This is a genomic window from Lentzea sp. NPDC051208, from assembly GCF_040682435.1.
Lineage (GTDB): Bacteria > Actinomycetota > Actinomycetes > Mycobacteriales > Pseudonocardiaceae > Lentzea > Lentzea kristufekii.
The window spans coordinates 249,090-270,604 of the sequence record NZ_JBFBAW010000005.1 but is presented as its reverse complement, the minus strand read 5'-3'; the positions used below and the strand labels follow the sequence as shown (position 1 = coordinate 270,604).

26 protein-coding genes are annotated in these 21,515 nt (G+C 68.8%); 11 read left to right on the top strand and 15 right to left on the bottom strand.

The features are described 5' to 3' along the window. Nucleotides 1-126: 126 nt before the first annotated feature. The 4 genes from AB0M48_RS14205 to AB0M48_RS14190 all read left to right on the top strand — a co-directional run bounded on the left by AB0M48_RS14205 (nt 127) and on the right by AB0M48_RS14190 (nt 2,390). Entirely contained in the window at nt 127-897 is a 771-nt protein-coding gene (locus tag AB0M48_RS14205; protein ID WP_319988338.1) for a serine protease, read from the top strand. A 137-nt stretch (nt 898-1,034) separates the two neighbouring features. Continuing rightward, entirely contained in the window at nt 1,035-1,583 is a 549-nt protein-coding gene (locus tag AB0M48_RS14200; RefSeq protein ID WP_363840729.1) for a L,D-transpeptidase, read from the top strand. A gap of 55 nt (nt 1,584-1,638) precedes the next feature. Further along, nucleotides 1,639-1,923, top strand: a complete 285-nt coding sequence (locus AB0M48_RS14195; protein WP_363840727.1) for a L,D-transpeptidase — start codon at nt 1,639-1,641, stop codon at nt 1,921-1,923. A 56-nt stretch (nt 1,924-1,979) separates the two neighbouring features. Continuing rightward, a complete protein-coding gene (locus AB0M48_RS14190) occupies nt 1,980-2,390 on the top strand; it encodes a L,D-transpeptidase (RefSeq protein WP_363840724.1) in 411 nt (136 codons plus the stop codon). A 41-nt stretch (nt 2,391-2,431) separates the two neighbouring features. Here AB0M48_RS14190 and AB0M48_RS14185 read toward each other — a convergent pair whose 3' ends face one another. Genes AB0M48_RS14185 through AB0M48_RS14175 form a run of 3 tightly spaced genes read right to left on the bottom strand, consistent with a single transcriptional unit; the run spans nt 2,432 to nt 4,658 of the window. After that, the gene (locus AB0M48_RS14185) at nt 2,432-2,860 is read right to left on the bottom strand and encodes a hypothetical protein (protein WP_363840721.1); all 429 of its coding nucleotides are present in this window, start codon (nt 2,858-2,860) and stop codon (nt 2,432-2,434) included. A gap of 10 nt (nt 2,861-2,870) precedes the next feature. After that, nucleotides 2,871-3,617: a hypothetical protein gene (locus AB0M48_RS14180; protein WP_363840718.1), complete on the bottom strand. Its 747-nt coding sequence runs from the start codon at nt 3,615-3,617 to the stop codon at nt 2,871-2,873. Between the two features lie 57 nt (nt 3,618-3,674). Then, nucleotides 3,675-4,658, bottom strand: coding sequence for a Glu/Leu/Phe/Val dehydrogenase dimerization domain-containing protein (locus AB0M48_RS14175; protein ID WP_363840715.1), 984 nt, complete (start codon nt 4,656-4,658; stop codon nt 3,675-3,677). A 109-nt stretch (nt 4,659-4,767) separates the two neighbouring features. Here AB0M48_RS14175 and AB0M48_RS14170 point away from each other — a divergent pair, with 109 nt between their 5' ends. Then, a complete protein-coding gene (locus AB0M48_RS14170; protein WP_363840712.1) occupies nt 4,768-5,229 on the top strand; it encodes an Lrp/AsnC family transcriptional regulator in 462 nt (153 codons plus the stop codon). Between the two features lie 19 nt (nt 5,230-5,248). Here AB0M48_RS14170 and AB0M48_RS14165 read toward each other — a convergent pair whose 3' ends face one another. Beyond that, nucleotides 5,249-6,217, bottom strand: coding sequence for an NAD(P)/FAD-dependent oxidoreductase (locus AB0M48_RS14165; RefSeq protein ID WP_363840709.1), 969 nt, complete (start codon nt 6,215-6,217; stop codon nt 5,249-5,251). Between the two features lie 63 nt (nt 6,218-6,280). On the opposite strand from AB0M48_RS14165, the gene AB0M48_RS14160 reads away from it, so the two are divergent. Beyond that, entirely contained in the window at nt 6,281-7,675 is a 1,395-nt protein-coding gene (locus AB0M48_RS14160; RefSeq protein ID WP_363840705.1) for a class II fumarate hydratase, read from the top strand. Between the two features lie 23 nt (nt 7,676-7,698). Here AB0M48_RS14160 and AB0M48_RS14155 read toward each other — a convergent pair whose 3' ends face one another. After that, nucleotides 7,699-7,854 (bottom strand): hypothetical protein, encoded by a 156-nt coding sequence (locus AB0M48_RS14155; RefSeq protein WP_363840702.1) that lies wholly within the window; start codon nt 7,852-7,854, stop codon nt 7,699-7,701. After that, entirely contained in the window at nt 7,851-8,021 is a 171-nt protein-coding gene (locus tag AB0M48_RS14150) for a hypothetical protein (protein ID WP_363840699.1), read from the bottom strand. The genes AB0M48_RS14155 and AB0M48_RS14150 overlap by 4 nt, the downstream gene beginning before the upstream one ends. An 82-nt stretch (nt 8,022-8,103) precedes the next feature. Between AB0M48_RS14150 and AB0M48_RS14145 the strand changes: the two genes are divergently transcribed. Further along, complete coding sequence (locus tag AB0M48_RS14145) at nt 8,104-8,376, top strand: hypothetical protein (protein ID WP_363840696.1); 273 nt, start codon at nt 8,104-8,106, stop codon at nt 8,374-8,376. Between the two features lie 9 nt (nt 8,377-8,385). On the opposite strand, the gene AB0M48_RS14140 is transcribed toward AB0M48_RS14145, so the two are convergent. Next, nucleotides 8,386-9,057: a hemolysin III family protein gene (locus tag AB0M48_RS14140; protein WP_363840692.1), complete on the bottom strand. Its 672-nt coding sequence runs from the start codon at nt 9,055-9,057 to the stop codon at nt 8,386-8,388. Nucleotides 9,058-9,134: 77 nt separating this feature from the next. Here AB0M48_RS14140 and AB0M48_RS14135 point away from each other — a divergent pair, with 77 nt between their 5' ends. Beyond that, nucleotides 9,135-9,917: an isoprenyl transferase gene (locus AB0M48_RS14135; protein WP_266043093.1), complete on the top strand. Its 783-nt coding sequence runs from the start codon at nt 9,135-9,137 to the stop codon at nt 9,915-9,917. 55 nt (nt 9,918-9,972) lie between these two features. Here AB0M48_RS14135 and AB0M48_RS14130 read toward each other — a convergent pair whose 3' ends face one another. Both AB0M48_RS14130 and AB0M48_RS14125 read right to left on the bottom strand, forming a co-directional pair. Continuing rightward, nucleotides 9,973-10,248 (bottom strand): hypothetical protein, encoded by a 276-nt coding sequence (locus tag AB0M48_RS14130; RefSeq protein ID WP_363840688.1) that lies wholly within the window; start codon nt 10,246-10,248, stop codon nt 9,973-9,975. A 92-nt stretch (nt 10,249-10,340) separates the two neighbouring features. Continuing rightward, nucleotides 10,341-10,634, bottom strand: coding sequence for a hypothetical protein (locus AB0M48_RS14125; protein WP_363840685.1), 294 nt, complete (start codon nt 10,632-10,634; stop codon nt 10,341-10,343). 228 nt (nt 10,635-10,862) lie between these two features. Here AB0M48_RS14125 and AB0M48_RS14120 point away from each other — a divergent pair, with 228 nt between their 5' ends. After that, nucleotides 10,863-12,113 carry a DUF885 domain-containing protein gene (locus AB0M48_RS14120; RefSeq protein ID WP_363840682.1) on the top strand — a complete coding sequence of 417 codons (1,251 nt, stop codon included), beginning with the start codon at nt 10,863-10,865 and terminating at the stop codon, nt 12,111-12,113. 307 nt (nt 12,114-12,420) lie between these two features. Next, on the top strand, nt 12,421-13,806 hold the full coding sequence (locus tag AB0M48_RS14115) for a PhoH family protein (RefSeq protein WP_363840679.1): 1,386 nt from the start codon (nt 12,421-12,423) through the stop codon (nt 13,804-13,806). 67 nt (nt 13,807-13,873) lie between these two features. On the opposite strand, the gene AB0M48_RS14110 is transcribed toward AB0M48_RS14115, so the two are convergent. From AB0M48_RS14110 to AB0M48_RS14090, 5 genes are all read right to left on the bottom strand, one after another. Further along, complete coding sequence (locus AB0M48_RS14110; protein ID WP_363840676.1) at nt 13,874-14,644, bottom strand: ABC transporter permease; 771 nt, start codon at nt 14,642-14,644, stop codon at nt 13,874-13,876. Next, on the bottom strand, nt 14,641-15,594 hold the full coding sequence (locus AB0M48_RS14105) for an ABC transporter ATP-binding protein (protein WP_363840673.1): 954 nt from the start codon (nt 15,592-15,594) through the stop codon (nt 14,641-14,643). The genes AB0M48_RS14110 and AB0M48_RS14105 overlap by 4 nt, the downstream gene beginning before the upstream one ends. 4 nt (nt 15,595-15,598) lie before the next feature. After that, nucleotides 15,599-17,038: a GuaB1 family IMP dehydrogenase-related protein gene (locus AB0M48_RS14100; RefSeq protein WP_363840670.1), complete on the bottom strand. Its 1,440-nt coding sequence runs from the start codon at nt 17,036-17,038 to the stop codon at nt 15,599-15,601. A gap of 25 nt (nt 17,039-17,063) precedes the next feature. Next, the gene (locus tag AB0M48_RS14095) at nt 17,064-18,059 is read right to left on the bottom strand and encodes a GNAT family N-acetyltransferase (RefSeq protein WP_363840667.1); all 996 of its coding nucleotides are present in this window, start codon (nt 18,057-18,059) and stop codon (nt 17,064-17,066) included. 193 nt (nt 18,060-18,252) lie between these two features. Continuing rightward, nucleotides 18,253-19,782, bottom strand: coding sequence for an ATP-dependent DNA ligase (locus AB0M48_RS14090; RefSeq protein ID WP_363840664.1), 1,530 nt, complete (start codon nt 19,780-19,782; stop codon nt 18,253-18,255). 90 nt (nt 19,783-19,872) lie between these two features. Here AB0M48_RS14090 and AB0M48_RS14085 point away from each other — a divergent pair, with 90 nt between their 5' ends. Next, a complete protein-coding gene (locus AB0M48_RS14085) occupies nt 19,873-20,004 on the top strand; it encodes a hypothetical protein (protein ID WP_363840661.1) in 132 nt (43 codons plus the stop codon). Between the two features lie 158 nt (nt 20,005-20,162). Here AB0M48_RS14085 and AB0M48_RS14080 read toward each other — a convergent pair whose 3' ends face one another. Next, nucleotides 20,163-21,515 (bottom strand): PLP-dependent aminotransferase family protein, encoded by a 1,353-nt coding sequence (locus AB0M48_RS14080; RefSeq protein ID WP_363840658.1) that lies wholly within the window; start codon nt 21,513-21,515, stop codon nt 20,163-20,165.

Genomic DNA, 21,515 nt, shown 5'->3' with positions numbered 1-21,515 from the left:
TGTGAATCTGTGAACCGTCAACGGACAGTCACCCTCCGAGTGACCCTAGTGACGGAGTCACTTTCGTCCTTAGTTTCCGACCTGACCCCGGCAACCCTGCGCCGGGTTCAGGAAAGGAACTCAACGATGAGGGCACGTTCGTTGTTCTCCGCAGTCGTCGTGGCCGCGGGCGCTCTGCTCGCCTCGGTCACCGCGGCCACCGCGGCTCCGGCTCCCACCGCTGACGGCGAGGTCTCGCCGATGATCGTCGGCGGCACCAACGCCACGCAGGTCTACTCCTGGATGGTCTCCCTGCAGAGCACCTCCGGCAGCCACTTCTGCGGCGGCACGCTGATCAAGGCCAACTGGGTCGTGACGGCGAAGCACTGCGTCCAGGGCTCCTCCGCGGCCTCGATCCGCACCCGGATCGGCACGACCAACCGCACCAGCGGCGGCACCACCACCGGCGCGTCCCGGATCATCAACCACCCGTCCGCCGACCTGGCGCTGGTGCAGCTCAACACCTCGGTCAGCCAGGCCCCGGCGGCCGTGTCGGCCACCTCCGGCCCGGTCGGCACCGCCACCCGCATCATCGGCTGGGGCCAGACCTGCCCGACCCGCGGTTGCGGCTCCGCTCCGATCACCCTGCAGGAGCTCAACACCTCGATCGTGACGGACAGCCGTTGTGCCGGCATCAGCGCCGCTTCGGAGATCTGCACCAACAACACCGGTGGCAACAAGGGCGCCTGCTACGGCGACTCGGGTGGCCCGCAGGTGAAGTCCGTGAACGGCCGCTGGGAGCTCATCGGCGCGACCAGCCGCTCCGGTGGCGGCGCGACCTGCGCGACCGCTCCGTCGATCTACGTGGACGTCCCGTACTACCGCTCGTGGATCAGCCAGTACGCCGGCACCGTGTGAACTGACCCGGTAGATCGGTAAACGCATTCCGAAGGTCCGTCTCCCAACCGTTACGGGAGGCGGACCTTCGCGTTGCAACCTGGGCACACCTCCCGCCGTCTACTTCGGCAAGGGATGGAACAACCAGGGGGTACGCGATGCGGATGCTGCTCGTGGCGGTCGCGTTGGTGTCGGTGGCGGGATGCGCGCAGGGGGCCGTGAGGGCCGAGACTCCCGCAGCACCACCGCATTCGTCGTCTTCTTCGGCGTCTGCGGCGCCTTCTTCCGAGGCACCGCCTTCCACGCCCTCGTCGACGCCCGCCCCGCCGCCGCCCCCGCCGCCTCCCGTGGTGAAGCCGACGCCGTGCACCATCAGCGACGGCGCGTGCATCAAGCTCTCCACGAACCAGACGTGGATCGTCCGGGGCGACAAGATCGTCTACGGCCCGACGCCGATCACCCACGGCCGCAGGGGCTTCGAGACGCCGCTCGGCAACTTCCCGGTGCTGCGCAAGGTGAAGGACGACTGGAGCCGGCCGTACAACGCGGCGATGCCGTGGTCGACGTACTTCACCGAGAGCGGCATCGCGTTCCACGAGGGTTCGCTGACCGTGCCGTCGCACGGCTGCATCCACCTGGACCCGCCGTCGGCGAAGTACTACTTCAACAACCTCTCGATCGGCGACACCGTCCAGGTGGTCTCATGATCATCGGCCATGAGAGCGCCGGGCCGTCACGGCCCTGTTCCTGCTCAGCTTCGCGGTGCCCGCACAGGCTTCCGCCTGCACCGTCCACAACGGAGCCTGCGTCCAGAAGCACACGAACCAGGCGTGGGCAACTTCCGGTGCTGCGCAAGGTGAAGAACGACTGGAGCGTCCCTACAACGGCCCGATGCCCAACGCCGTCTACTTCACCGCCGACGGCGTCGCGTTCCACCAGGGCGACCTGAACTCCCAGTCGCACGGCTGCGTGCGCCTGACCTGGGCCGACTCCGAGGTCTTCTACGACAACCTGTTCCCCGGCGAGCGCGTCCAGGTACTTCCATAAGGTGATGATTGAAGTCACCTCGTAGTGGTTACTCCACCACAGAGGGGTGATGCGAGATGCGAGTTCTGATCGCGACGGTGCTCCTGATCCTCGGCTTCGCTGTTCCCGCACAGGCTCAGGCGGGATGCACCGTCCACAACGGAGCGTGCCTGGAAAAGCATTCGAACAAGGCCTGGCTGGTCTTCAACGGCAAAACGAGCTACGGGCCGGTGACCGTCAGCCACGGCAAGCCGGGGTACGAGACCCCGGTGGGCACGTTCTCGGTGCTGCGCAAGGTGAAGAACGACTGGAGCGTCCCCTACAACGGCCCGATGCCGAACGCGGTGTACTTCACCACCTCCGGTATCGCGTTCCACCAGGGTGACACTGCCGTCCAGTCCCACGGATGCATCCGGATGTCCATGGATGCATCGCTCGTGTTCTACGACAACCTGATGATCGGCGAGCAGGTGCAGGTTCTGCCGTAACTCGCCCGCTGGAAGGCCTGACCGGCTCCCGGTCGGGCCTTCTAGCAGGCTTCGCGCTTCTTCGCGAAGTCGTCCGCGGTGAGGTACTCGCCGTCGTAGCCGACCTTGCCGTCCTTCAGCCCGTCGAGCGTGAACTCCACGACGGGCGTGCGCCCGTCGGCCTGTCGCACCGAGAGCCGCAGCGGCGCGTCACCGTTCGGCCGCTGCCAGGCGACTTTCTCTTCGGCACCGGCGGGTTTCTGACCGACGGTGAGCTCGCGGACCTCAGCGGGCTGGGCGAACCCGATCCGCCAGATCTCCTTCTCGCCCGCCTGCACCCACATGTCCGTGACGCGCGACCCACCGCAGGCCGTGTCGACGAACTGCGGCAGCCCGGTCGGCGTGAGCTTCGCGGCCCAGGTCTGCGTCGGGGAGCAGCCCCCGAGCACGGTGACCGCGGCGAGCACCGCGACCGTCTTCCACCGGGTCATTCCGCTCTCCTCAACCGATAGCCGCCCACCAGCACCCATCATCGCGTCCCATCACCGAGACGCGAGCGGCGAGACCGTTCGGCAACCACCCCGTGAGCCGTTCGAGTTCCTTGCCGACCACGACCAGGGCCGTTCCGGGGTCGGCGGACAGGTCGTCCAGCAGGACGGGCACTTCCAGCGCGCTGAAGTCCACATCGGACACGGGCCGCCCGGCGGGTTCGTCGTTCGCCCGCACGATCCGCCACCCCTCGTGCCCCTCCCACTCGACCTCGGCCGCGTTCAGCGTCGCCACGAACTCCTCCAGCCGCACGTGCGGCGCCACGAGCGCGATCGTGCCACCGAACCGCCCGGCCAGCGCGCTCAGCCGCAACGGGTGCTCCAGGCGCACGGGCTCGGCGTTCTTCCGCGCGTACGGCGCCCCGAGCCGCCGCGCGACCCGTTCGACCGTCGCGTGCACCCCGTCCTCCAGCGCCGCGACGACGAGTTCGACGTCCCGCGACCGGTTGAGCGCCTCCGGCAACGCGAGCTGCGCGACGGCGAACCCCGGCAGCACCGCGACGTCGGGGCTCAGCAGGTCCGGCACCGTCAGCTCGACCAGCACGTCGGAACCCCAGCCCGACGTGTCGACCGAGGCGTTGACCCGCCGCTCGACGAGATCGGACAGCGGCTGCCAGTACACCGCGCGCGGCTGACGCGTGACGGGCCCGGCCCACCACGGCAGGCCCGGCACCATGTCGGCCCAGTAAACGTGAATCACGAGGTCCCCCGGGGTTGCGTCGGTGCGCGTCCCCCTGACACGCGCAACCCAGTACGTCTAGATGCCCATGTTAACGACGGGTACCGACGTCCTGCTGTCGTCTCGCTGACGCGCGAGCAGCCTCTCGACCGTCGCCTCGATGGCGTCGACCCTCTTCAGCGCGGTCTCGTGGTCCGCCCCGTCGTCCTCCCTTGCCAGCGTGTAGATCACCCCTCCGGCGCTGGCCACGTGATCGGGTACCCACACGATGCCGCGCTCCTCCAGCAACGCGGCCACTCCGTCGTCGGTGAGCTGGTTGTTGGCCGGCCCCACGACCAGCCGGACGTCGAGCCGCGCCACCGTCTCCGGGCTCAGCACCCCGCCCACCGCGGCCGGCACGAGCACGTCGGCCTTGATCTCGTACGCCTCGTCCGGGTGCACCCAGCCGAACTCGTCCGTCCGCCTGCTCTCGTCCACGTCGGACACCGTGATGTCGGCGCCTTCGAGGCCCCTCGCGATCAGCTCCCCCACCGACCCGAACCCGCTGATCACGACCTTCCGGCCGGTGAGGTCCGGCGTGCCGAAGGTGTGGCGCGCGGCCGCCCTCAACGCCGCCAGCACGCCGCGCGCCGTGGGGCCGCTCGACGACCCCGTGCCGCCGTGCTCCTCTGGCAGGCAGTAGGCGTGCGGCGTGAGTTCCCTGAGCACCAGCATGTCGGCCGGTCCCGTCCCTACGTCCGGCCCGGCGCGGTAGGCCCCGCCGAACTCGTTGATCAGGTCTGCGTGGTCGAGCAGCACCGCGCGCCTGCGTTCCGGCGTGAGTTCGCGGTCGACCACGATCACGCTCTTGGCTCCCCCGTGCGGAATCCCGGCCGCCTCGCACTTCAGCGTCATCGCCTTGGACAACCGCAGCACGTCCGTGATGGCGTCGTTGACGTGCGCGTACGCCTTCATCCGGCACCCGCCGACCGCCGGCCCCGCCTCGGCCGAGTGCAGGGCGACCATGGTGGTCATCCCCGACCGCCTCCCGGTGCGGACGACGAGTCGTTCGTGCTCCCACATGTGCGTTCCTCCCGAACTTAGGTCAACTATCAACCTCGAAGTTAGGGTGAACAGCAGCGGATGAGGTGTTCGGCCGAACGTTGTTCGGCAGATCGGCATGGGGAGCGCGATGGATGAACTTGATTCGGCGATCGTGCGCGAACTGCAGCGCGATGCCCGGCAGTCGAACCGAGACATCGCCCGCAAGGTCGGCGTCGCGCCGTCGACGTGCCTGGAGCGCACCCGTCTGCTGCGCGAGCGGGGCGTGATCCGCGGCTACCACGCGGACATCGCGCCGTCCGCGCTGAACCGGGGTGTGCAGGCGCTGGTGTCGGTGCAGGTCCGTCCGCTGAGCCGCACCGTGATCGACGCCTTCAAGGCGTTCGCCGCGGGCCTTCCCGAGGTGACGGCGGTGTTCGTGATGGCGGGCAGCGACGATTTCGTGATCCACGTGAGCGCCCAGGACAACGACCGCCTGCACGCGTTCCTGGTCGACAGGCTGAGTCAGCGCAAGGAGATCGTCGGCTTCCGCACGTCGATCATCTTCCAGCACCTGGCGAAGCACGACCCGGCGCCGCTGCCGAGGGCCTGACAGACCCCCGGCGCGCGCGTCAGCTGCCGTCGCTCGAATGCCCCGGGAACAGGTGCGCCGAGGGGTTGAGGGCCACCGCGATGTTGTTGACCGCGGTCGCCGCCTCGCCGAACCCGGTCGCGATGAGCTTGACCTTGCCGGGGTAGTGCGCGACGTCGCCCGCCGCGTAGATCCTGTCGATCTTGGTCTTCATCGTGGAGTCGACGAGCACCGCGCGGTGGTCGAGCTCGAGCCCCCACGACTCGATCGGCCCGAGGTCCGCGGTGAACCCGAGGGCCGCCACGACCGTCTGCGCGGGCAACGTCCGCGCGTCGCCGCCCTTGACCTTGACGTCCACTTCGGACAGTGGCTCGCCGCGCAACGCCAGCACCTCGGCGTCGGTGATGATCTCCACGCCGAGTTCCCGCACCTGCCGCACGGTGGCGGCGTGCGCGCGGAAGTTGGCCCTGCGGTGCACGATCTTGACGCTCGCGGCGATCGGGTGCAGCGCCAGCGCCCAGTCGAACGCCGAGTCGCCACCGCCCACGATCACCACGTGCTGCCCGGCGTGCTCGGCCAGCACCGGCACGAAGTGGACCATGCCGCGCCCCAGCCGGCCGTCACCGGCGGGCAGCGGACGCGGGTTGAACTCGCCCATCCCCGCCGTGATCAGCACGGCCCTGGTGGTGATGGAGGAACCGTCCGCGAGCCCGACCCGCAGACCGTCCTCAATGGACTCACAGGTGCGTGCCTGCCGGCCGAGCAGGTACGTCGGCTTGAACTGCGCGGCCTGCTCCACCAGCCCGTTGACGAGGTCGCGTCCCCGCACGGCGGGGAACCCTGCCACGTCGAAAATCATCTTCTCCGGATACATCGCCGTGACCTGGCCACCCGGTTCTGGCAGAGCGTCGACCACTGCGACGTTCATTTCCCGGAAGCCTGCGTAGTAAGCGGCGAACAACCCCGTGGGACCAGCTCCCACGATGAGGAGGTCGACGTCACGCTCCATGAGTGGTGCCCTTCTGCCAGTGGTGGGTGGCAGTGCTGTGATCGACGATAGAGACTCGGAGGTATGTCTGAACAGGAGTACCGCGTCGAGCACGACACGATGGGTGAGGTCCGCGTGCCGATCGACGCATTGTGGCGCGCCCAAACACAACGCGCGGTCGAGAACTTCCCGATTTCCGGTCGAGGCCTGGAACGCGCCCAGATCAGAGCACTGGGCCTGCTCAAGGCAGCGGCGGCCAGGGTCAACGCCCAGCTCGGCGTTCTCGACGCCGACGTGGCCTCCGCCATCGCCGCGGCAGCCGACGAGGTCGCCGCCGGCCAGTGGGACGCCCACTTCCCGGTCGACGTCTTCCAGACGGGTTCCGGCACGTCCTCGAACATGAACGCCAACGAGGTCATCGCCACCCTCGCCACCCGCGCACTGGGCCGCGACGTGCACCCGAACGACCACGTCAACGCCTCGCAGTCGTCCAACGACACGTTCCCGACAACCCTGCGCGTGGCCGCCACCGAGGCCGTCGTGACCGACGTGATCCCGTCGCTCGAACACCTCCTGGGCGTCCTGGAGTCACGCGCTCTCGAATGGGCCGACCTGGTCAAGTCCGGCCGCACGCACCTCATGGACGCCGTCCCGATCACCCTGGGCCAGGAAGCAGGCGCCTGGGCGGCCCAGGTCCGCTACTCCGTGGAGCGCCTGCGCTCCTCCATCCCGCGCCTGGCGGAACTGCCGATCGGCGGCACCGCGGTGGGCAGCGGCCTGAACGCTCCCGAGGGCTTCGGCGCGGCCGTGGCGGCAGAACTGGCCAAGGCCACCGACCTGCCGCTGGCAGAAGCCCGCGACCACTTCGAGGCCCAGGCCACCCAGGACGGCGTCGTGGAGATCTCCGGCCAGCTCCGCGCGTCGGCCGTGGCACTGTTCAAGATCGCCAACGACCTCCGCTGGCTGGGCTCGGGCCCCCGCACCGGCCTCGGCGAACTGGCACTGCCCGACCTCCAGCCGGGCAGCTCGATCATGCCGGGCAAGGTCAACCCGGTGATCTCCGAAGCCACGATGATGGTCGTCGCGCAGGTCATCGGCAACGACGCCACCGTCGCGTTCGCCGGCTCGCAGGGCAACTTCCAGCTCAACGTGATGCTGCCGGTCATCGCCCGCAACGTCCTGGAGTCGTCCCGCCTGCTCGCCGCCGTGGCAAGGCTCCTGGCGGACAAGGTCCTGGCGGGCACCGAACCGCAGGTGGCGCAGATGAGCGAGTACGCCGAGTCGTCCCCGTCCATCGTCACGCCGCTCAACCGCTACATCGGCTACGAGGAGGCGGCGTCGATCGCCAAGCAGTCGTTGAAGGAGCGCAAGACCATCCGCGAGGTGGTGCTGGAGCGCGGGCACGTGCCGGGCAAGCTCACCGAGGAACAGCTGGACGCCGCGCTGGACGTGCTGCACATGGCCCGCGGCGGCCGCTGAACACCTGATTCCGGTCGCCGGGCCTATCCCTCGGCGACCGGAGCAGCCTCTTCCTCGGCCAGGAACGGGTACCGAAGGCTGCTGATCTCCAGGACCTCGGCGTCGGTCCACTCACCGCGCTCGTTGACGCCGGGCCCGTCCGGGTCGAGCAGGTCGGTCGCCCAGGCCAGCGGGATCACGACCAGATGGCCCTGCTCCAGGTAGCGAAGCGCGTCCTGTCCCAGGGCTGTTCACCACCGGCCATCGCGGCCCGGACCTCGTCCGCCGACTCGTGGAACCCGATCTCCCTCGCCACCACGCCACCGTGACGGAGCTGGTAGGGCGTCACCTGGAACTCGTCTGGCACACAACGGAAGTCATGCGGCAGACGCTAGGAGACGGTCGCGGTTCGTGCACATGAGATCTTGGTGAAATGCAGGTTCGACCGTGTGGACGATCCTTCGCCCTACGGCCGATGCCTGTCCCGCGTCGACGTCCTTCGAACGTCGGGCCCGATCGCAGTGACCTGCGCCGCGGGTTCCGACGAGCTGGACATCCGCGGAGGTGCTCATCAGCTCGCGCTACTCGCTGAGAACGTGCAGCGGTTCGCGGATGATGCAGATGACGGGGACGCCATGAGTCATCTGCACATCGACCACTTCCCCGGCCATGACTACTTGGACGAGTCTTCGGAGCCGTTGGTCATCGCGTTCACCCGCTGAGGCGCCAGGTCAGGAGTACATCGCGAGCCAGATGGCGATGTAGTGGCAGAGCGCCGCCACCACGGTCGCGGCGTGGAAGAACTCGTGATACCCGAACACCTGAGGCCAGGGATTGGGCCACCGGGTCGCGTAGAACACCGCGCCCACCGTGTAGAGCACCCCACCCACCAGCAGCAGCACCAGGGCCGCGACCCCGGCGTGGTGCAGCAGCTCGGGCAGCACGAAGATCGCGACCCAGCCGAGTGCGATGTAGATGGGCACCCCGAGCCACCGCGGCGCGTGCGGCCAGGCCAGCTTCAGGGTCACGCCCAGCAGAGCGCCGATCCAGACGACCCAGAGCACGGTGCTCCCGGTGCCCGGATCCATGGCCAGCAGTGCGAACGGCGTGTAGGTACCCGCGATGAACACGAAGATCATCGAATGGTCCAGCCGCTTCATCCACGTGCGCACGCGGTCGGACGTCCACGTCACGCGGTGGTAGAGCGCCGAGACGCCGAAGAGACCCAGGACCGTGAGGCCGTAGACGGAGGTCGCCAGGGCGGCGCGTGCGGACACCGTGGACGCCGCGAGAGCGATCAGCGTCGCACCTGTCGCCACTGAGGCGATGAACGACCAGAGGTGCAGCCATCCACGCAGGCGCGGCCGCAGTCCGGGCTGGGAAGGAACGGGCGCAGTGGTCACAGGAACCCAGGTTACGCGACCGTAGGTTTCCGACCAGTACTCAGTGATGAACCTTGCACGGCGTACGCTGTTCGGACGTGGCACTCCGCACCCGTGTGAAAGACGTCGCTATCCACCTCTACGAGTGGATTCTCCGCCGCGAGCTGAGCACGACGCCACAGGCGCCCAAGCACGTCGGCGTGGTCCTCGACGGCAACCGCAGGTGGGCCAGGGAAGCCGGCTTCACCGATGTCGCGCACGGCCACAGGGCCGGCGCGCGCAAGATCCTCGAGCTGCTCGACTGGTGCGGTGACGCCGACGTCGAGGTCGTCACCCTCTGGATGCTGAGCACCGACAACCTCAACCGCGACAACGACGAGCTCGCGCCGTTGCTCGACATCATCGCGGACATCACCGACGAACTGGCCGGGGACGGCAAGCCGTGGCGCGTCCGGCACGTCGGCGCCATCGACATGCTGCCCAAGGAGCACGCCGAGCGCCTCACGAACGCCGCGGCGCGCACCAAGAACCGCACGGGCATCCAGGTCAACGTCGCCGTCGCGTACGGCGGGCGGCAGGAGATCGCGGACGCGGTCCGGAAGCTCCTGCAGGCACACGCCGAGCGCGGTGGCACCATCGAGGAGCTCGCCGAGGTGCTCGACGTCGACCACATCGCGGAGCACCTCTACACGTCCGGGCAGCCCGACCCCGACCTCATCATCCGCACGTCCGGTGAGCAGCGGCTCTCCGGCTTCATGCTCTGGCAGTCGGCGCACTCGGAGTTCTGGTTCTGCGAGGCCTACTGGCCCGGTTTCCGGCGCACCGACTTCCTGCGGGCCATGCGCGAGTACGCCAAGCGCCACCGCCGTTACGGCAGCTGACGAAACGCCGAAGGGGCGCTCACCGCGAGGTGAGCGCCCCTTCGAACCGAGAACGTCAGCCCTCGACGTTGACGTCGTCGCCGTCCACGACGCCGCCCGCGGCACAGGTGTCGGTGATCATCGGGGAGTTGATCGGCACCGCAGCGCCCAGGACGCCGACGTTGTTGTTGCAGGCGCCGACAACGGCGTTCACGTTGTTGCCGTTCAGCACGCTCAGGACCGAGCCGTTGGTCTGGTGGAAGCTGTCAGGTGCCGCGGACGCCATCCCGGTGGCGCCGAACATCATGAGGCCAGCCGCAGCGACCGTGGCGACACACGCCTTCTTCAGCATTTCTTCTCCTTGTGAACAGGTGCTTCTACCAGAAAGAGTCCAGGGACGCCCTGAAATGACGTCCCTGGACAATGAATCAACTGCGAGCGAAATCAGCCGTCGACGTTGACGTCGTCGCCGTCCACGATGCCGCCGGCAGCGCAGGTCTCGGTGATCATCGGGGAGTTGATCGGCACCGCAGCACCCAGCACACCCACGTTGTTGTTGCAGACGCCGACAACGGCGTTCACGTTGTTGCCGTTCAGCACGCTCAGGAGCGAGCCGTTGGTCTGGTGGAAGCCGTGGTAGTGGTGGTGGTGGTCGTCGTCCCCTCCCGCCATGGCTGCCGGGGCGAACGCGAGCGACAGAGCGGCAGCGGCGGCGACCACTGCGAAAGTCCTCTTCACGTCATTCTCCTTCATGTCGGGTCATCCCCGTCATTTCCGGAGTCTTCGGGGATCTCCGGAGCGGTGGGGTCTCCAAGCGGAACGCTATCCCGGCGAATGTCAATCGGCCGCTCGGTTGACCCCATTGTGTGACGCCAAGATCAACGGCATTCCCCGATCAGGTGGTCGTCGTTTCACAATTCGGTCGCGAGTAAGCCGCTGTGGTAGACGCCTTAAGCTCTCCGACTCATGGACGCCAACGAGCTGGTGCGCGGATACCTGGTGCTGGGGCTGCGGCTCGGGCGCCTCGTCTCCGGGTTCGTCGACTCGTTCACCGGCGACCCGGCGTTGAGCCGCGCCGTCGACAACGAGCCGCGCCTGCACCCGAGGGCACTGGGCGGCCACGCACGGCTGCTGCGCGCGGAGATACCCGGCAGCGACCTGACCGAGCAGCGCAAACAGTTCCTCGACGCGCACCTGCGAGCGTTGGAGTGCACGGCTCGCAAGCTCGACGGCGAGCGCATCTCGTTCGTCGACGAGGTCGAGCAGTACTTCCAGGTGCGCATCCGCCCCGGCGACGAGGACGCGTACGCGCAGGCCCACCGCAAGCTCGACGTGGCGCTCGCCGGGCCGGGTTCGCTCGCCGACCGCCTCACGGCCTTCCGCGCGGCCGACGAGGTGCCCGCACGCAGGCTCCAGGGCGCTGTACAGGCCCTGTCGAGCGCGCTGAGGGACCGGGTGCGCCAGAAGTACGCGCTGCCCGAGCAGGAGATCGTGGAGTACCGGATCGTCACGAACAAGCCGTGGAGCGGCTTCAACTACTACCTCGGCGCCTACCGCAGCAGGGTCGCGATCAACGCCGACCTGGGCCACCGGATGGCGAACCTGCCGCACCTGGTCGCGCACGAGTCCTACCCCGGCCACCACACCGAGCACTGCCGCAAGGAGTCGGGCCTGGTCGCCAAGCGCGGCCACGCCGAGCAGTCGATCTTCCTGATCAACACGCCGCAGTGCCTGATGGCCGAGGGCATGGCCGACCTCGGCCTGCACGCCGCGGTCGGACCGGGCTGGGGCTTGTGGACGGAGCAGATCTTCCGCGACCTGGGGTTGCGAATGGACGGCGAACTGTCCGAAGAGGTGGAGTCCGCGGCATCGGGCCTGCTCACGGTGCGGCAGGACGCCGCCCTGCTGCTACACGATCGTGGCGCGGATGAGGATGACGTAGTTGCGCTTCTGCGCAGGTGGCTGCTTGTCCCCGAGCGTCGTGCACGGCAGATGGTCCGCTTTCTGGCCGATCCGTTGTGGCGCGCGTACACCACGACATACGTCGAAGGAGTGCGCCTCGTGCGGGCCTGGCTCGACGTCCGGGCGCCCGGCGAATCGCTCGACGCCCGCTATCTGAGACTTCTCGACGAGCCCCTCGTGCCGAAATCACTCGAATCCCAGGTCAGGGACGGCTTGTCGTGGCTGGCGCGCAACACGCACGAAAACAGCATGTGACCAGCGAAAACACGTCAGCGGTCACGTTTCGGGATGTTTTCGGGCAGATGACAAGTCGGGATTCACCTGTGTGGCTTCGTGCAGATGGGGCACTCCCGCAGGTAACTTCGAAAGCGGCGGGACGCGACCACTGCGGACCGCGCAGGGAGGCTCTGATCGTGGCAGACGACGTCGCGAGGGGGCCGGCACCCGGCCCTCGTGGTCGACCTGCCTGACGCCACACCGGCGGAAGGCAAGACGACCGATCAGGGTGGTGCCTGGCCCAGCGAGGAGCGGACGCGGGTGCCGCGTTCGTGAGGGAGTTGCCGTGAACGCACGACGTCCCGCGAGCCGTTCCTCAGGCTCAACGCGCAGTTCTTCCTCCCGGCGCAAGTCCGCCGCCCCAGCCATCACGACATATGTGCTGGACACGTCGGTACTGCTGTCCGATCCTCTCGCCGCCACCCGGTTCGCGGAGCACGAGGTCGTGCTCCCGCTCGTGGTGATCAGCGAGCTGGAGGGCAAGCGCCACCACCCTGAACTGGGCTGGTTCGCGAGGGAAGCCCTGCGACTGCTCGACGACCTGCGCTTGCGGCATGGTCGCCTCGATTCGCCGATCCCCATCGGGGATCTGGGAGGCACCTTGCACGTCGAGCTCAACCACTCCGACCCGGAGGTGTTGCCATCAGGTTTCCGAACGGACTCCAACGACGCCCGAATCCTCGCCTGCTCCCTCAACCTCGCTGCTGAGGGACGCAACGTCACCCTGGTGACGAAGGACATGCCCCTGCGGGTCAAGGCCGGATCGGTCGGCCTGCAGGCGGAGGAGTACCGGGCACACGACGTCACCCTGTCAGGCTGGACGGGAATGTCCGATCTGGACGTTCCCCAGTCCCTGGTGGACAACCTGTTCAAGGACAACGTCGTCGACCCCACCCAGTACGAGGACGTGGAGCACATCGCGGAGCTGCCCTGCCACACCGGAATCCGGTTGCTGGCGGGCACCTCGAGCGCTCTGGGCCGGGTGACCGCGGACAAGCAGATCAAGCTGGTGCGCGGAGATCGGGAGGCGTTCGGACTGCACGGGAGGTCCGCCGAACAGCGGATCGCCCTGGACCTGTTGCTGGACTCGGAGGTCGGCATCGTCTCGCTGGGCGGACGTGCCGGCACCGGAAAATCGGCACTGGCGCTGTGCGCCGGTCTCGAAGCGGTGATGGAACGCAGGCAGCACCGCAAGGTCGTGGTGTTCCGGCCGCTGTACGCGGTCGGTGGCCAGGAGCTCGGCTACCTGCCCGGTAGCGAGAACGAGAAGATGGGGCCGTGGGCGCAGGCGGTGTTCGACACCCTCGGCGCGCTGGTGAGCCAGGCGGTCGTGGAAGAGGTGATGGACAGGGGCATGCTCGAGGTCCTGCCCCTCACCCACATCCGCGGACGCTCGCTGCACGACTCCTTCGTGATCGTGGACGAGGCGCAGTCGTTGGAGCGCAACGTGTTGCTGACCGTGCTGTCGCGACTGGGCAGCAACTCGCGGGTGGTGCTGACGCACGACGTGGCGCAGCGCGACAACCTGCGGGTCGGCCGGCACGACGGCGTGGCGGCGGTGATCGAGAAGCTGAAGGGCCACCCGCTCTTCGCCCACGTCACCCTGACGCGCTCGGAGCGTTCGCCGATCGCGGCTCTCGTCACCGAGATGCTGGAGGACTACGCCTCGTAGTGCCGTGAACGAGCACCGGCCCCGCGCAACTCTCGTTGCGCGGGGCCGGTTTCGTTCGGCACAGGCTTCAGTCCAGGGCTCGTTTCATGAAGCCGCGCAGGCCGAGCCCGCCGAAGCCCGCGATCGCGACGACGAGCACGACCAGCACGACCGGCAGCGGCATGTGCGGAACGCCGGGCACGAGCTCCGCGCGCATGCCCTCGCTCACGTACGTCAGCGGGTTGAGCGCGCAGACCACCTTGAACCACAGCAGGTCGTTGCTCAGCGACCGCCACGGGAACTGCGCGGACCCCGTGAACAGCAACGGCGTCAGGATCACCGCGAACATCACGTTGACCCGGCGCGCGGGCACCGACGTGCCGATGACCATGCCGACGCTGCCGCCGGCGAGGCATCCGAGGACGATCACCAGCAGGGCGCCCGGGATTCCCGACCAGTCCCACGACACGTCGAGCATCAAGAACCCGACGGGCACCATCAGCACGGCCGCGAAGAACCCGCGGATCGCGCCGAACACGATCTTCTCCACCGCGACGAGCGGGATGGAGATCGGCGCGAGCAGCCGGTCCTCGATCTCGCGGGTCCAGGAGAAGTCGAGCACCAGCGGCAGCGTCGTGTTCTGCAACGCGCCCAGGAACCCGTTCATCGCGATGATGCCGGGTAACAACACCTGGGCGAAGTCGTCCTGCACGTACCCGATGTCCCCCAGCACCTTCGCGAAGATGAAAAGGATGAAGAACGGCTGGATGACCACCTGCGCGATGAAGCTCGGCAGTTCGCGGCCCGTGACGAAGACGTCGCGCCACAGGATCGCCCGGAACGTCCTGAGTTGGCTCACCGGAGCTCCCTGCCGGTCAAGTGGATGAAGACGTCTTCCAGGCTGGGCTTGCCGATCGCCACATCGCTGACCGTGACGTCGAGGTCCCGCAGGACGTTCAGCACCGCGGGCAGCGTGATCGCGGTGTCGGAGTCGGTGTAGACGCGGAACACGTCGTTCAGGTCCTCCACCCGCTGCACACCATCCACTTCGGACAGCGCCTTGGTGATCTTGGCGGCCTCATGGCCGTTCGGGCTCACCGTGACGCTGACCGTGTTGCTGCCGGGCAGGCTCTTCGTGAGCTCGTCCGGCGCGTCCAGCGTGAGCAGCTTGCCGTGGTCGACGATGCCGACGCGGTCGCACAGCTTGGTGGCCTCGTCCATGTCGTGCGTGGTGAGGACGACCGTGACGCCGTCCGCGTGCAGTGCGGCGACGCGCTCGTGGACGAAGAGCCTGGCCTGCGGGTCGAGGCCGGTGCTCGGTTCGTCGAGGAACAGCACCTTCGGCCGGTGCATCAGCGCGCGGGCGATCATCAGCCGTTGCGCCTGACCGCCGGACAACGTGTCCACGAGCGCGTTCTGGTGGTCCTTGAGGCCCATCCGCTCGATGATGTCGTCGGCGAGCTTCTGCCGTTCCTTCGGTCCGATGCCGTGATAAGCCGCGTGGAACAACAGGTTCTGCCGCGCGTTGAGCGACCGGTCGAGGTTGTTGCGCTGCGGCACGACCGCGAGCAACTGCCGCGCGCGCTTGGAGTCGGCCACCACGTCGACGCCCTCCACGAGCGCCTGCCCCGAGGTGGGGCGGACGCGCGTGGTGAGGACGCCGACCGTGGTCGTCTTGCCCGCGCCGTTGGGCCCGAGCAGTCCGAAGACCTCACCCCGGCGGACGTCGAAACTCAATCCGTCCACCGCGGGCTTTTGTCCCGCTTTATAGACTTTGCGGAGATCTCTTAACGAGACCGCTTCGTCCACTTGGTCACCATCCCCCTGGCAACGGCCTTCCTTCCGCGAATCCGGCGGCGGACTGGATGCCGAGCACAGCCTTGTCGTGGAATTCCTCCAGCGAGTTCGCACCGGCATACGTGCAGGCCGAGCGAACGCCGGACGTTATCGCATCGAGCAGGTCCTCCACGCTCGGGCGCACCGGGTCCAACCTCATCTTCGAAGTCGAGATGCCCTCTTCGAACAGCCCCTTCTTGGCCCGGTCGAACGCGTTGTCACTGCGCGTCCGCGCCGTCACGGCACGCTTCGACGCCATTCCGAAGGATTCTTTGTAGAGGTTCCCGCGTTCGTCCCGCTGCAGGTCCCCGGGCGACTCGTACGTCCCCGCGAACCAACTGCCGACCATCACGCTGCTGGCCCCGGCGGCCAACGCGAGCGCCACGTCCCGCGGATGCCGCACGCCGCCATCGGCCCACACGTGCTTGCCGAGCTTCCGCGCCTCCGCGGCACACTCCGCGACGGCGCTGAACTGCGGCCGCCCCACCCCGGTCATCATTCGCGTGGTGCACATGGCGCCGGGCCCGACACCGACCTTGATGATGTCCGCGCCGGCCTCGACCAGATCCCGGACACCCTGCGCGGTGACGACGTTGCCCGCCGCGACCGGCACGCTCGGGTTCGCTTCCTTCACGGCCCGCAGCGCCGCGATCATCTTCTCCTGGTGCCCGTGCGCGGTGTCCACGACCAGCACGTCCACCCCGGCCTTGATCAACGCCTCGGCCTTGGCCCGCACGTCCCCGTTGACCCCGACCGCAGCCGCGACCCGCAACTTGCCGTCGTCGTCGGTGGCGGGCTTGTAGACCTCTGCCCTGAGCGCGGTCAGCTCCGTCAGGACGCCCCTGAGCCGCATCGACTCGTCCACACCCAACGCGATCTTGTGCGCGCTGTGGTGAAGCTCGTCGAACACGTCCTGGGGCCGCGAGTCGAGCGACAGCTTCAGCACGTCGGTGTTCATCACGTCGCCAAGCCGCGCGAACCGGTCGACCCCGGTGAGCGCCGCCTCGTCGACAACGCCAAGAGGCCGCCCACCGTCGTCCACGACGACAACGGCACCATGCGCCCGCTTGTGCAACAGGTTCCACGCGTCCGCCACCGCATCGCCCGTGGTGAGCGTCAACGGGGTGTCCCAGACGGGATGCCGCTCCTTGACCCACGCGATGATCTCCGCGACGGCCTCGGTGGGCACGTCCTGCGGGATGACGACGAGCCCGCCACGCCGCGCGATGGTCTCCGCCATCCGCCGCCCGGCCACGGCCGTCATGTTGGCGACGACGATGGGGATCGTGGCCCCGGTGCCGTCCGAAGTGGAGAGGTCGACGCCGAACCGCGACTCCACGGCGCTTCGGCCGGGGACGAGGAACACGTCGTCGTAGGTCAGGTCGTAAGAGGGTCGATGCCCTTCGATGAACCGCACGTGCTTCCACGATACCCGCAGCGTCTCACCAGGGCATGCGGCTCGGCTCCCAGACGTAGCCGGTGGTCGTGGTCACCACCACGAACCCGAGGCGTTCCAAGATCGGCCTGCTGTCCTCCGACGCGTCGACCTGCAGGTACTTCACACCTCGTTCGAGCGCGACGCGCGCACGGTGTGCCACGAGCGCGCGGTAGATGCCCTTGCCGCGCCACGCGGCGAGCGTGCCGCCGCCCCAGAGCCCGCCGAACTCCGTGCCCGGCACGATCTCCAGCCGCGCCGACGACACGACCTGACCGTCGGCCTCAGCGACCACGACGACCGTGTTCGGGTCGGCCTGCTTCTCCAGCAGGTAGCCGACGAGCCAGCTGCTGTCCCTGCCGAACACCTCGGTGGCCGTGACGGCGAGCCGATGCAGGTCGGCCTCCTCCTTGGTCTCGCGCAGGACGATCCCGGCGTCGAGCTGGACCGGCCCCGCCATCTCCTCGGCGAGCCCGACGAGCACGGTCTCGCGGCCCTCGGAGACGAACCCGGCCGCCTCCAGCCGTTCCGGCAGGTCAGCGGGCCTGTCGTGGCCCCAGGTCTTCCACTCGACGGCCTGCCCGCGCGCGGCGAAGAAGTCGCGCTGGCGTGCGATCACCGCGTCCAGCTCGGCACCGTCGAGACGGAGGTCGGGCGGGCCTGCAACAAAGCCGCGGCGGTGTCCCCAGGCGACGCGGAACACCTCCGAGTCCTGGACCGCGTCGGGATACGCCTCCCACTCGGCGGAGCGGGCCTGGGTGTCGAATGCGCTGAGCAGCGCGGAAGCGTCGGTCACCGGCTTGACGCTATTGCCGGGCGTGGACGGCCGCACCCGATTTTCGAACCAGAACCGCCCGAGCGCGAGCACGCTGACCGGCCATTTCTCGGTGAGCACGCGGTGCAGGACGGGGTGCTCGGAGCCGGTGATGCGTGGTAGCCGCTCACCTGGTTTCCCGACGAACGTCACCGCGGCGCCGTAGACCTCTGGCCAGGGTTCGACCACGTTGAGCAGCAGGCCCTCGGCCGTCGCTCCGCTCCAGTGGCCCGCCTCGAGCTCGTTCCCCTCGTCGAAGTCGACGACGACTCAGACCTCGAACAGGACCGTTCGTCTGGTGTCGAGGCTGATCGGCAGGACGACGGGAATCGTCGTGCCGAAGTCCTGCACGGCGAGGATCCGTCCGTCGTACCAGCGAGGGTCAGCTCTCGGGATTCGGTTGTGCGGTGGGCAGGAGTGCCCTCACCTCCTCGATCGTGGTCGCTTCCGACGGGTCCTTGTCCGGGCGGTAGCGGACGACGCGGGCGAACCGCAGCGCCACGCCGCCGGGGTAGCGCGGCGAGACCTGCACGCCGTCCAGTTCGATCTCGATCACCAGTTCCGGGCGGACCATGACGACCCAGTCGTTCTGCTCGGTGGCGATGTCCTGCAGGGCCTTCGTCTGCCACTTCAGCAGCTCGTCGGTGAGGCCCTTGAAGGTCTTGCCGACCATCACCGGTGGGCCGCCGTCCGGGTCGCGGGCGCCCAGGTGCAGGTTCGAGAGCCAGCCGCGGCGGCGGCCGCTGCCCCACTCGACGCCGAGCACGACCAGGTCGAGCGTGTGCACCGGTTTCACCTTCTGCCAGGCGCTGCCTCGGCGGCCTGCCGCGTAGGGCGAGGCCAGCGACTTCACCATCACGCCCTCGTGGCCCGCGGCGAGCGCCGCCGTGACGACGTCCGCCGCTTCCTCCGGCGACGGGTCCAGCACGCCCGGGATGACGTGCTCGCCCGCCACCTGCCGCAGGGCGGCCAGGCGGTCGCGCAACGGCTCGTCGAGCAGGTCCTTGCCGTCGAGGTGCAGGCAGTCGAAGAAGTACGGGTGCAGCAGCAGCTCACGTTCGTCCTGCGCGCCGAACCTGCTCATCGTCTCCTGGAACGGGCGGGGTCTCCCCTCGTCGGTCAGCGCCAGCGTCTCGCCGTCGAGCACCACCGAGGTGCACGGCAGGCCGCGCACGAGCTCGACGAGCTCCGGCACCGTCTTGGTGATCTCGCGCAACGTGCGCGTGTAGACGTGGACCTCGTCGCCCGAGCGGTGCACCTGGATGCGCGCACCGTCGAGCTTGTGCTCCACCACGCAGCTGCCGAGCTCGGCCAGGGCCTCGTCCAGCGACTCCGCCGGCGAGGCCAGCATGGGCCGCAGGGGGCGCCCGACCTCCAGCCGGAACGCCTCCAGCACGGGTGCGCCGCCGTCCAGCGCGGCCACCGCGGTCTCCGGTAACCGGCCGGACAGCATGAACGCTCGCCGCACCGTCTCGCCCGGCACGTCGGCGGCCGAGGCGATCGCGTCCAGCATCACGCCCTCCAGCGCGCCCTGGCGGAGCTCGCCGGTGAGCAACCGGCGTAAGAAGTCCTGCTCCGCCTCGGTCGACCGCGCGAACAGCGCCGTCAGCAGGTCGACCCGGCGCTGCGCCGAGCCCTTGCCGGACGTCGCGGCCACTTCGGCGAGCGCGGCGTCGACCTCGGCGATCGTCAGTTCGGCGCGGGCGGCGGGCGGCACGGACAGGTCGACGACCGTCCGCCAGCCCGCGCCGATGCGACCCTGCCGCGGCGTGCCTATGAGGAACGACACCACCGCGACCACCACGTCCGCCGTCGCCGCGCGCAGCAACGCGGACAACGCCTTGACCTTGGCCAGGCGTGACCGCGTCGCCGCCACCGCGGCTGACGTGTCGACCACTTCGGAGAGGAGCACGGTTCAATGGTGCACCCGAGCACTGACAATTTCTGGAGGCTCGGGCTAGGCTGACCGGGCCAACCGTTCTACCTGGGGGTTTACCGCACCATGCGTGTTTTCATCGCTGCCGCCCTGCTCTTCGCGGCCGTCGCCGTCACGTCCTTCGCCGGTCCTGGCACCGGCGATCGCGAACACATCCTCGGCGCTGACGCCGGCGCCATGCGGGAGCACATCCTCTAGTGGTGTGGCCCGGAACGTTGCCGGGGAATTCGCGGTCAGACGGGTGCATCGCGGTGCCGCCCCCACGTCCTCATACTGGATGTACGGGGGCGTGGGGGCGGTGCCGCGATGCACCCTGCTGAGCGTGAATTCGCTCGCCAACGGGCCGGGTCACGCCACTAGGCCACGGCCACGTCGGCGATCTCCCTGACCGCTTCACGCAGGCGGTCAGGGGTCAGCGACGCGTAGCCGAGCACCAAGCCGGGCCACATGGGCGTGCGCGTGTACTGCGCCAACGCCCAGACGTGCACGCCACGCTCCGCAAGCCTGTTCTTCAACGCGAGGTCGTCCGTCCCGTCAGGCATCCGCAGGACGACGTGCAACCCGGCCGCGACGCCGATGGGCTGCCATGCGGGCAGATGCTCCGCAACGGCCTCCAGCAGCGCGTCCCGCCTCTTCCGGTAGAGCGCGCGCGTACGGCGCAGATGCCGGTCATAGCCACCCGTCCGCAACAGATGCGCGAACGCGGCCTGCGGGATCGTGCCGGTGCCCATGTCGTTGTACTGCTTGCGTTGCACGATGCCTTCACGCAGACGTTCCGGCACCACAAGCCATCCGAGGCGCAGCGCGGGCGCCAGCACCTTGCTCGTCGTGCCCTGGTACACCACATGGTCGGGTGCGAGCGCCTGCAACGCGCCGAGCGCCGGCCGGTCGTAGCGGTGCTCGGCGTCGTAGTCGTCCTCGATGATCAACGCGTCCCGCTCGCGCGCCCACTCGACGAGCGCTCGCCGCCGTTCCGGGTGCAGGACCATGCCGAGCGGGAACTGGTGTGCTGCCGTGACCAGCACCGCCTTGCAGTCCGTTTTGGACAGGAGATCGACCCGGATTCCCTTGTCGTCCACCGGAACCGCCACGGTTTCGAGGCCGTGCGAGCGCAGCATGTTCTCTCCGCCGAGGTGGCTGGGCTCCTCGATCGCGATGCTGCCGTTCACGATCCGCGCGGTGAGCTGCAACCCGTCCGCCGCGCCGTTGGTGATCACCGCGTCCTTGGCGACCACCGCCCGGACGCGGGCCAGGTAGTCGACGATCTCCTTGCGCAGCCCCAGGAAACCGGCCGGATCGGGGTAGGCGAGGTCGTCGTCGGGGAGCTCGGCGAGAGCCGAGCGATGAGCCGCCACCCACTCGGCGCGGGGGAACGCGCCCAGCGCGGGCAGGCCGGGCCGCAGGTTGTACCGCCACCGCTGCGGTGGCGCGGGCACGCCGCACGCACCGGCCGGCCCGAGGCTCGCGACCGTCGTGCCCGAGCCGCGCCGCGTCGTGAGGTACCCCTCCGCGACGAGTTGCGTGTACGCCGACGTCACCGTGCCGCGCGCCACCCCCAGCTGCGCGGCCAGGTCGCGGCTCGACGGCAGCCGCGTGCCGGGCGGGAGCCGCCCGTCCCGGATTCCCCGGCGCAGTTCGGCCTCCACCCCGCGCCGCCGCTGGTGCCCCGGCAACAGCAGCTCGCGAAAAGTGGTCCAGTTCGTGGTCAT

What these genes read in the sequence shown, in the direction of transcription:
- AB0M48_RS14205 (WP_319988338.1), top strand. Translation starts at nt 127, where the DNA reads ATGAGGGCACGTTCGTTGTTCTCCGCAGTCGTCGTGGCCGCGGGCGCT.
- AB0M48_RS14200 (WP_363840729.1), top strand. Translation starts at nt 1,035, where the DNA reads ATGCGGATGCTGCTCGTGGCGGTCGCGTTGGTGTCGGTGGCGGGATGC.
- AB0M48_RS14190 (WP_363840724.1), top strand. Translation starts at nt 1,980, where the DNA reads ATGCGAGTTCTGATCGCGACGGTGCTCCTGATCCTCGGCTTCGCTGTT.
- AB0M48_RS14185 (WP_363840721.1), bottom strand. Translation starts at nt 2,860, where the DNA reads ATGACCCGGTGGAAGACGGTCGCGGTGCTCGCCGCGGTCACCGTGCTC.
- AB0M48_RS14175 (WP_363840715.1), bottom strand. Translation starts at nt 4,658, where the DNA reads ATGTGGGAGCACGAACGACTCGTCGTCCGCACCGGGAGGCGGTCGGGG.
- AB0M48_RS14170 (WP_363840712.1), top strand. Translation starts at nt 4,768, where the DNA reads ATGGATGAACTTGATTCGGCGATCGTGCGCGAACTGCAGCGCGATGCC.
- AB0M48_RS14165 (WP_363840709.1), bottom strand. Translation starts at nt 6,217, where the DNA reads ATGGAGCGTGACGTCGACCTCCTCATCGTGGGAGCTGGTCCCACGGGG.
- AB0M48_RS14160 (WP_363840705.1), top strand. Translation starts at nt 6,281, where the DNA reads ATGTCTGAACAGGAGTACCGCGTCGAGCACGACACGATGGGTGAGGTC.
- AB0M48_RS14130 (WP_363840688.1), bottom strand. Translation starts at nt 10,248, where the DNA reads ATGCTGAAGAAGGCGTGTGTCGCCACGGTCGCTGCGGCTGGCCTCATG.
- AB0M48_RS14120 (WP_363840682.1), top strand. Translation starts at nt 10,863, where the DNA reads ATGGACGCCAACGAGCTGGTGCGCGGATACCTGGTGCTGGGGCTGCGG.
- AB0M48_RS14085 (WP_363840661.1), top strand. Translation starts at nt 19,873, where the DNA reads ATGCGTGTTTTCATCGCTGCCGCCCTGCTCTTCGCGGCCGTCGCCGTC.
- AB0M48_RS14080 (WP_363840658.1), bottom strand. Translation starts at nt 21,515, where the DNA reads ATGACCACGAACTGGACCACTTTTCGCGAGCTGCTGTTGCCGGGGCAC.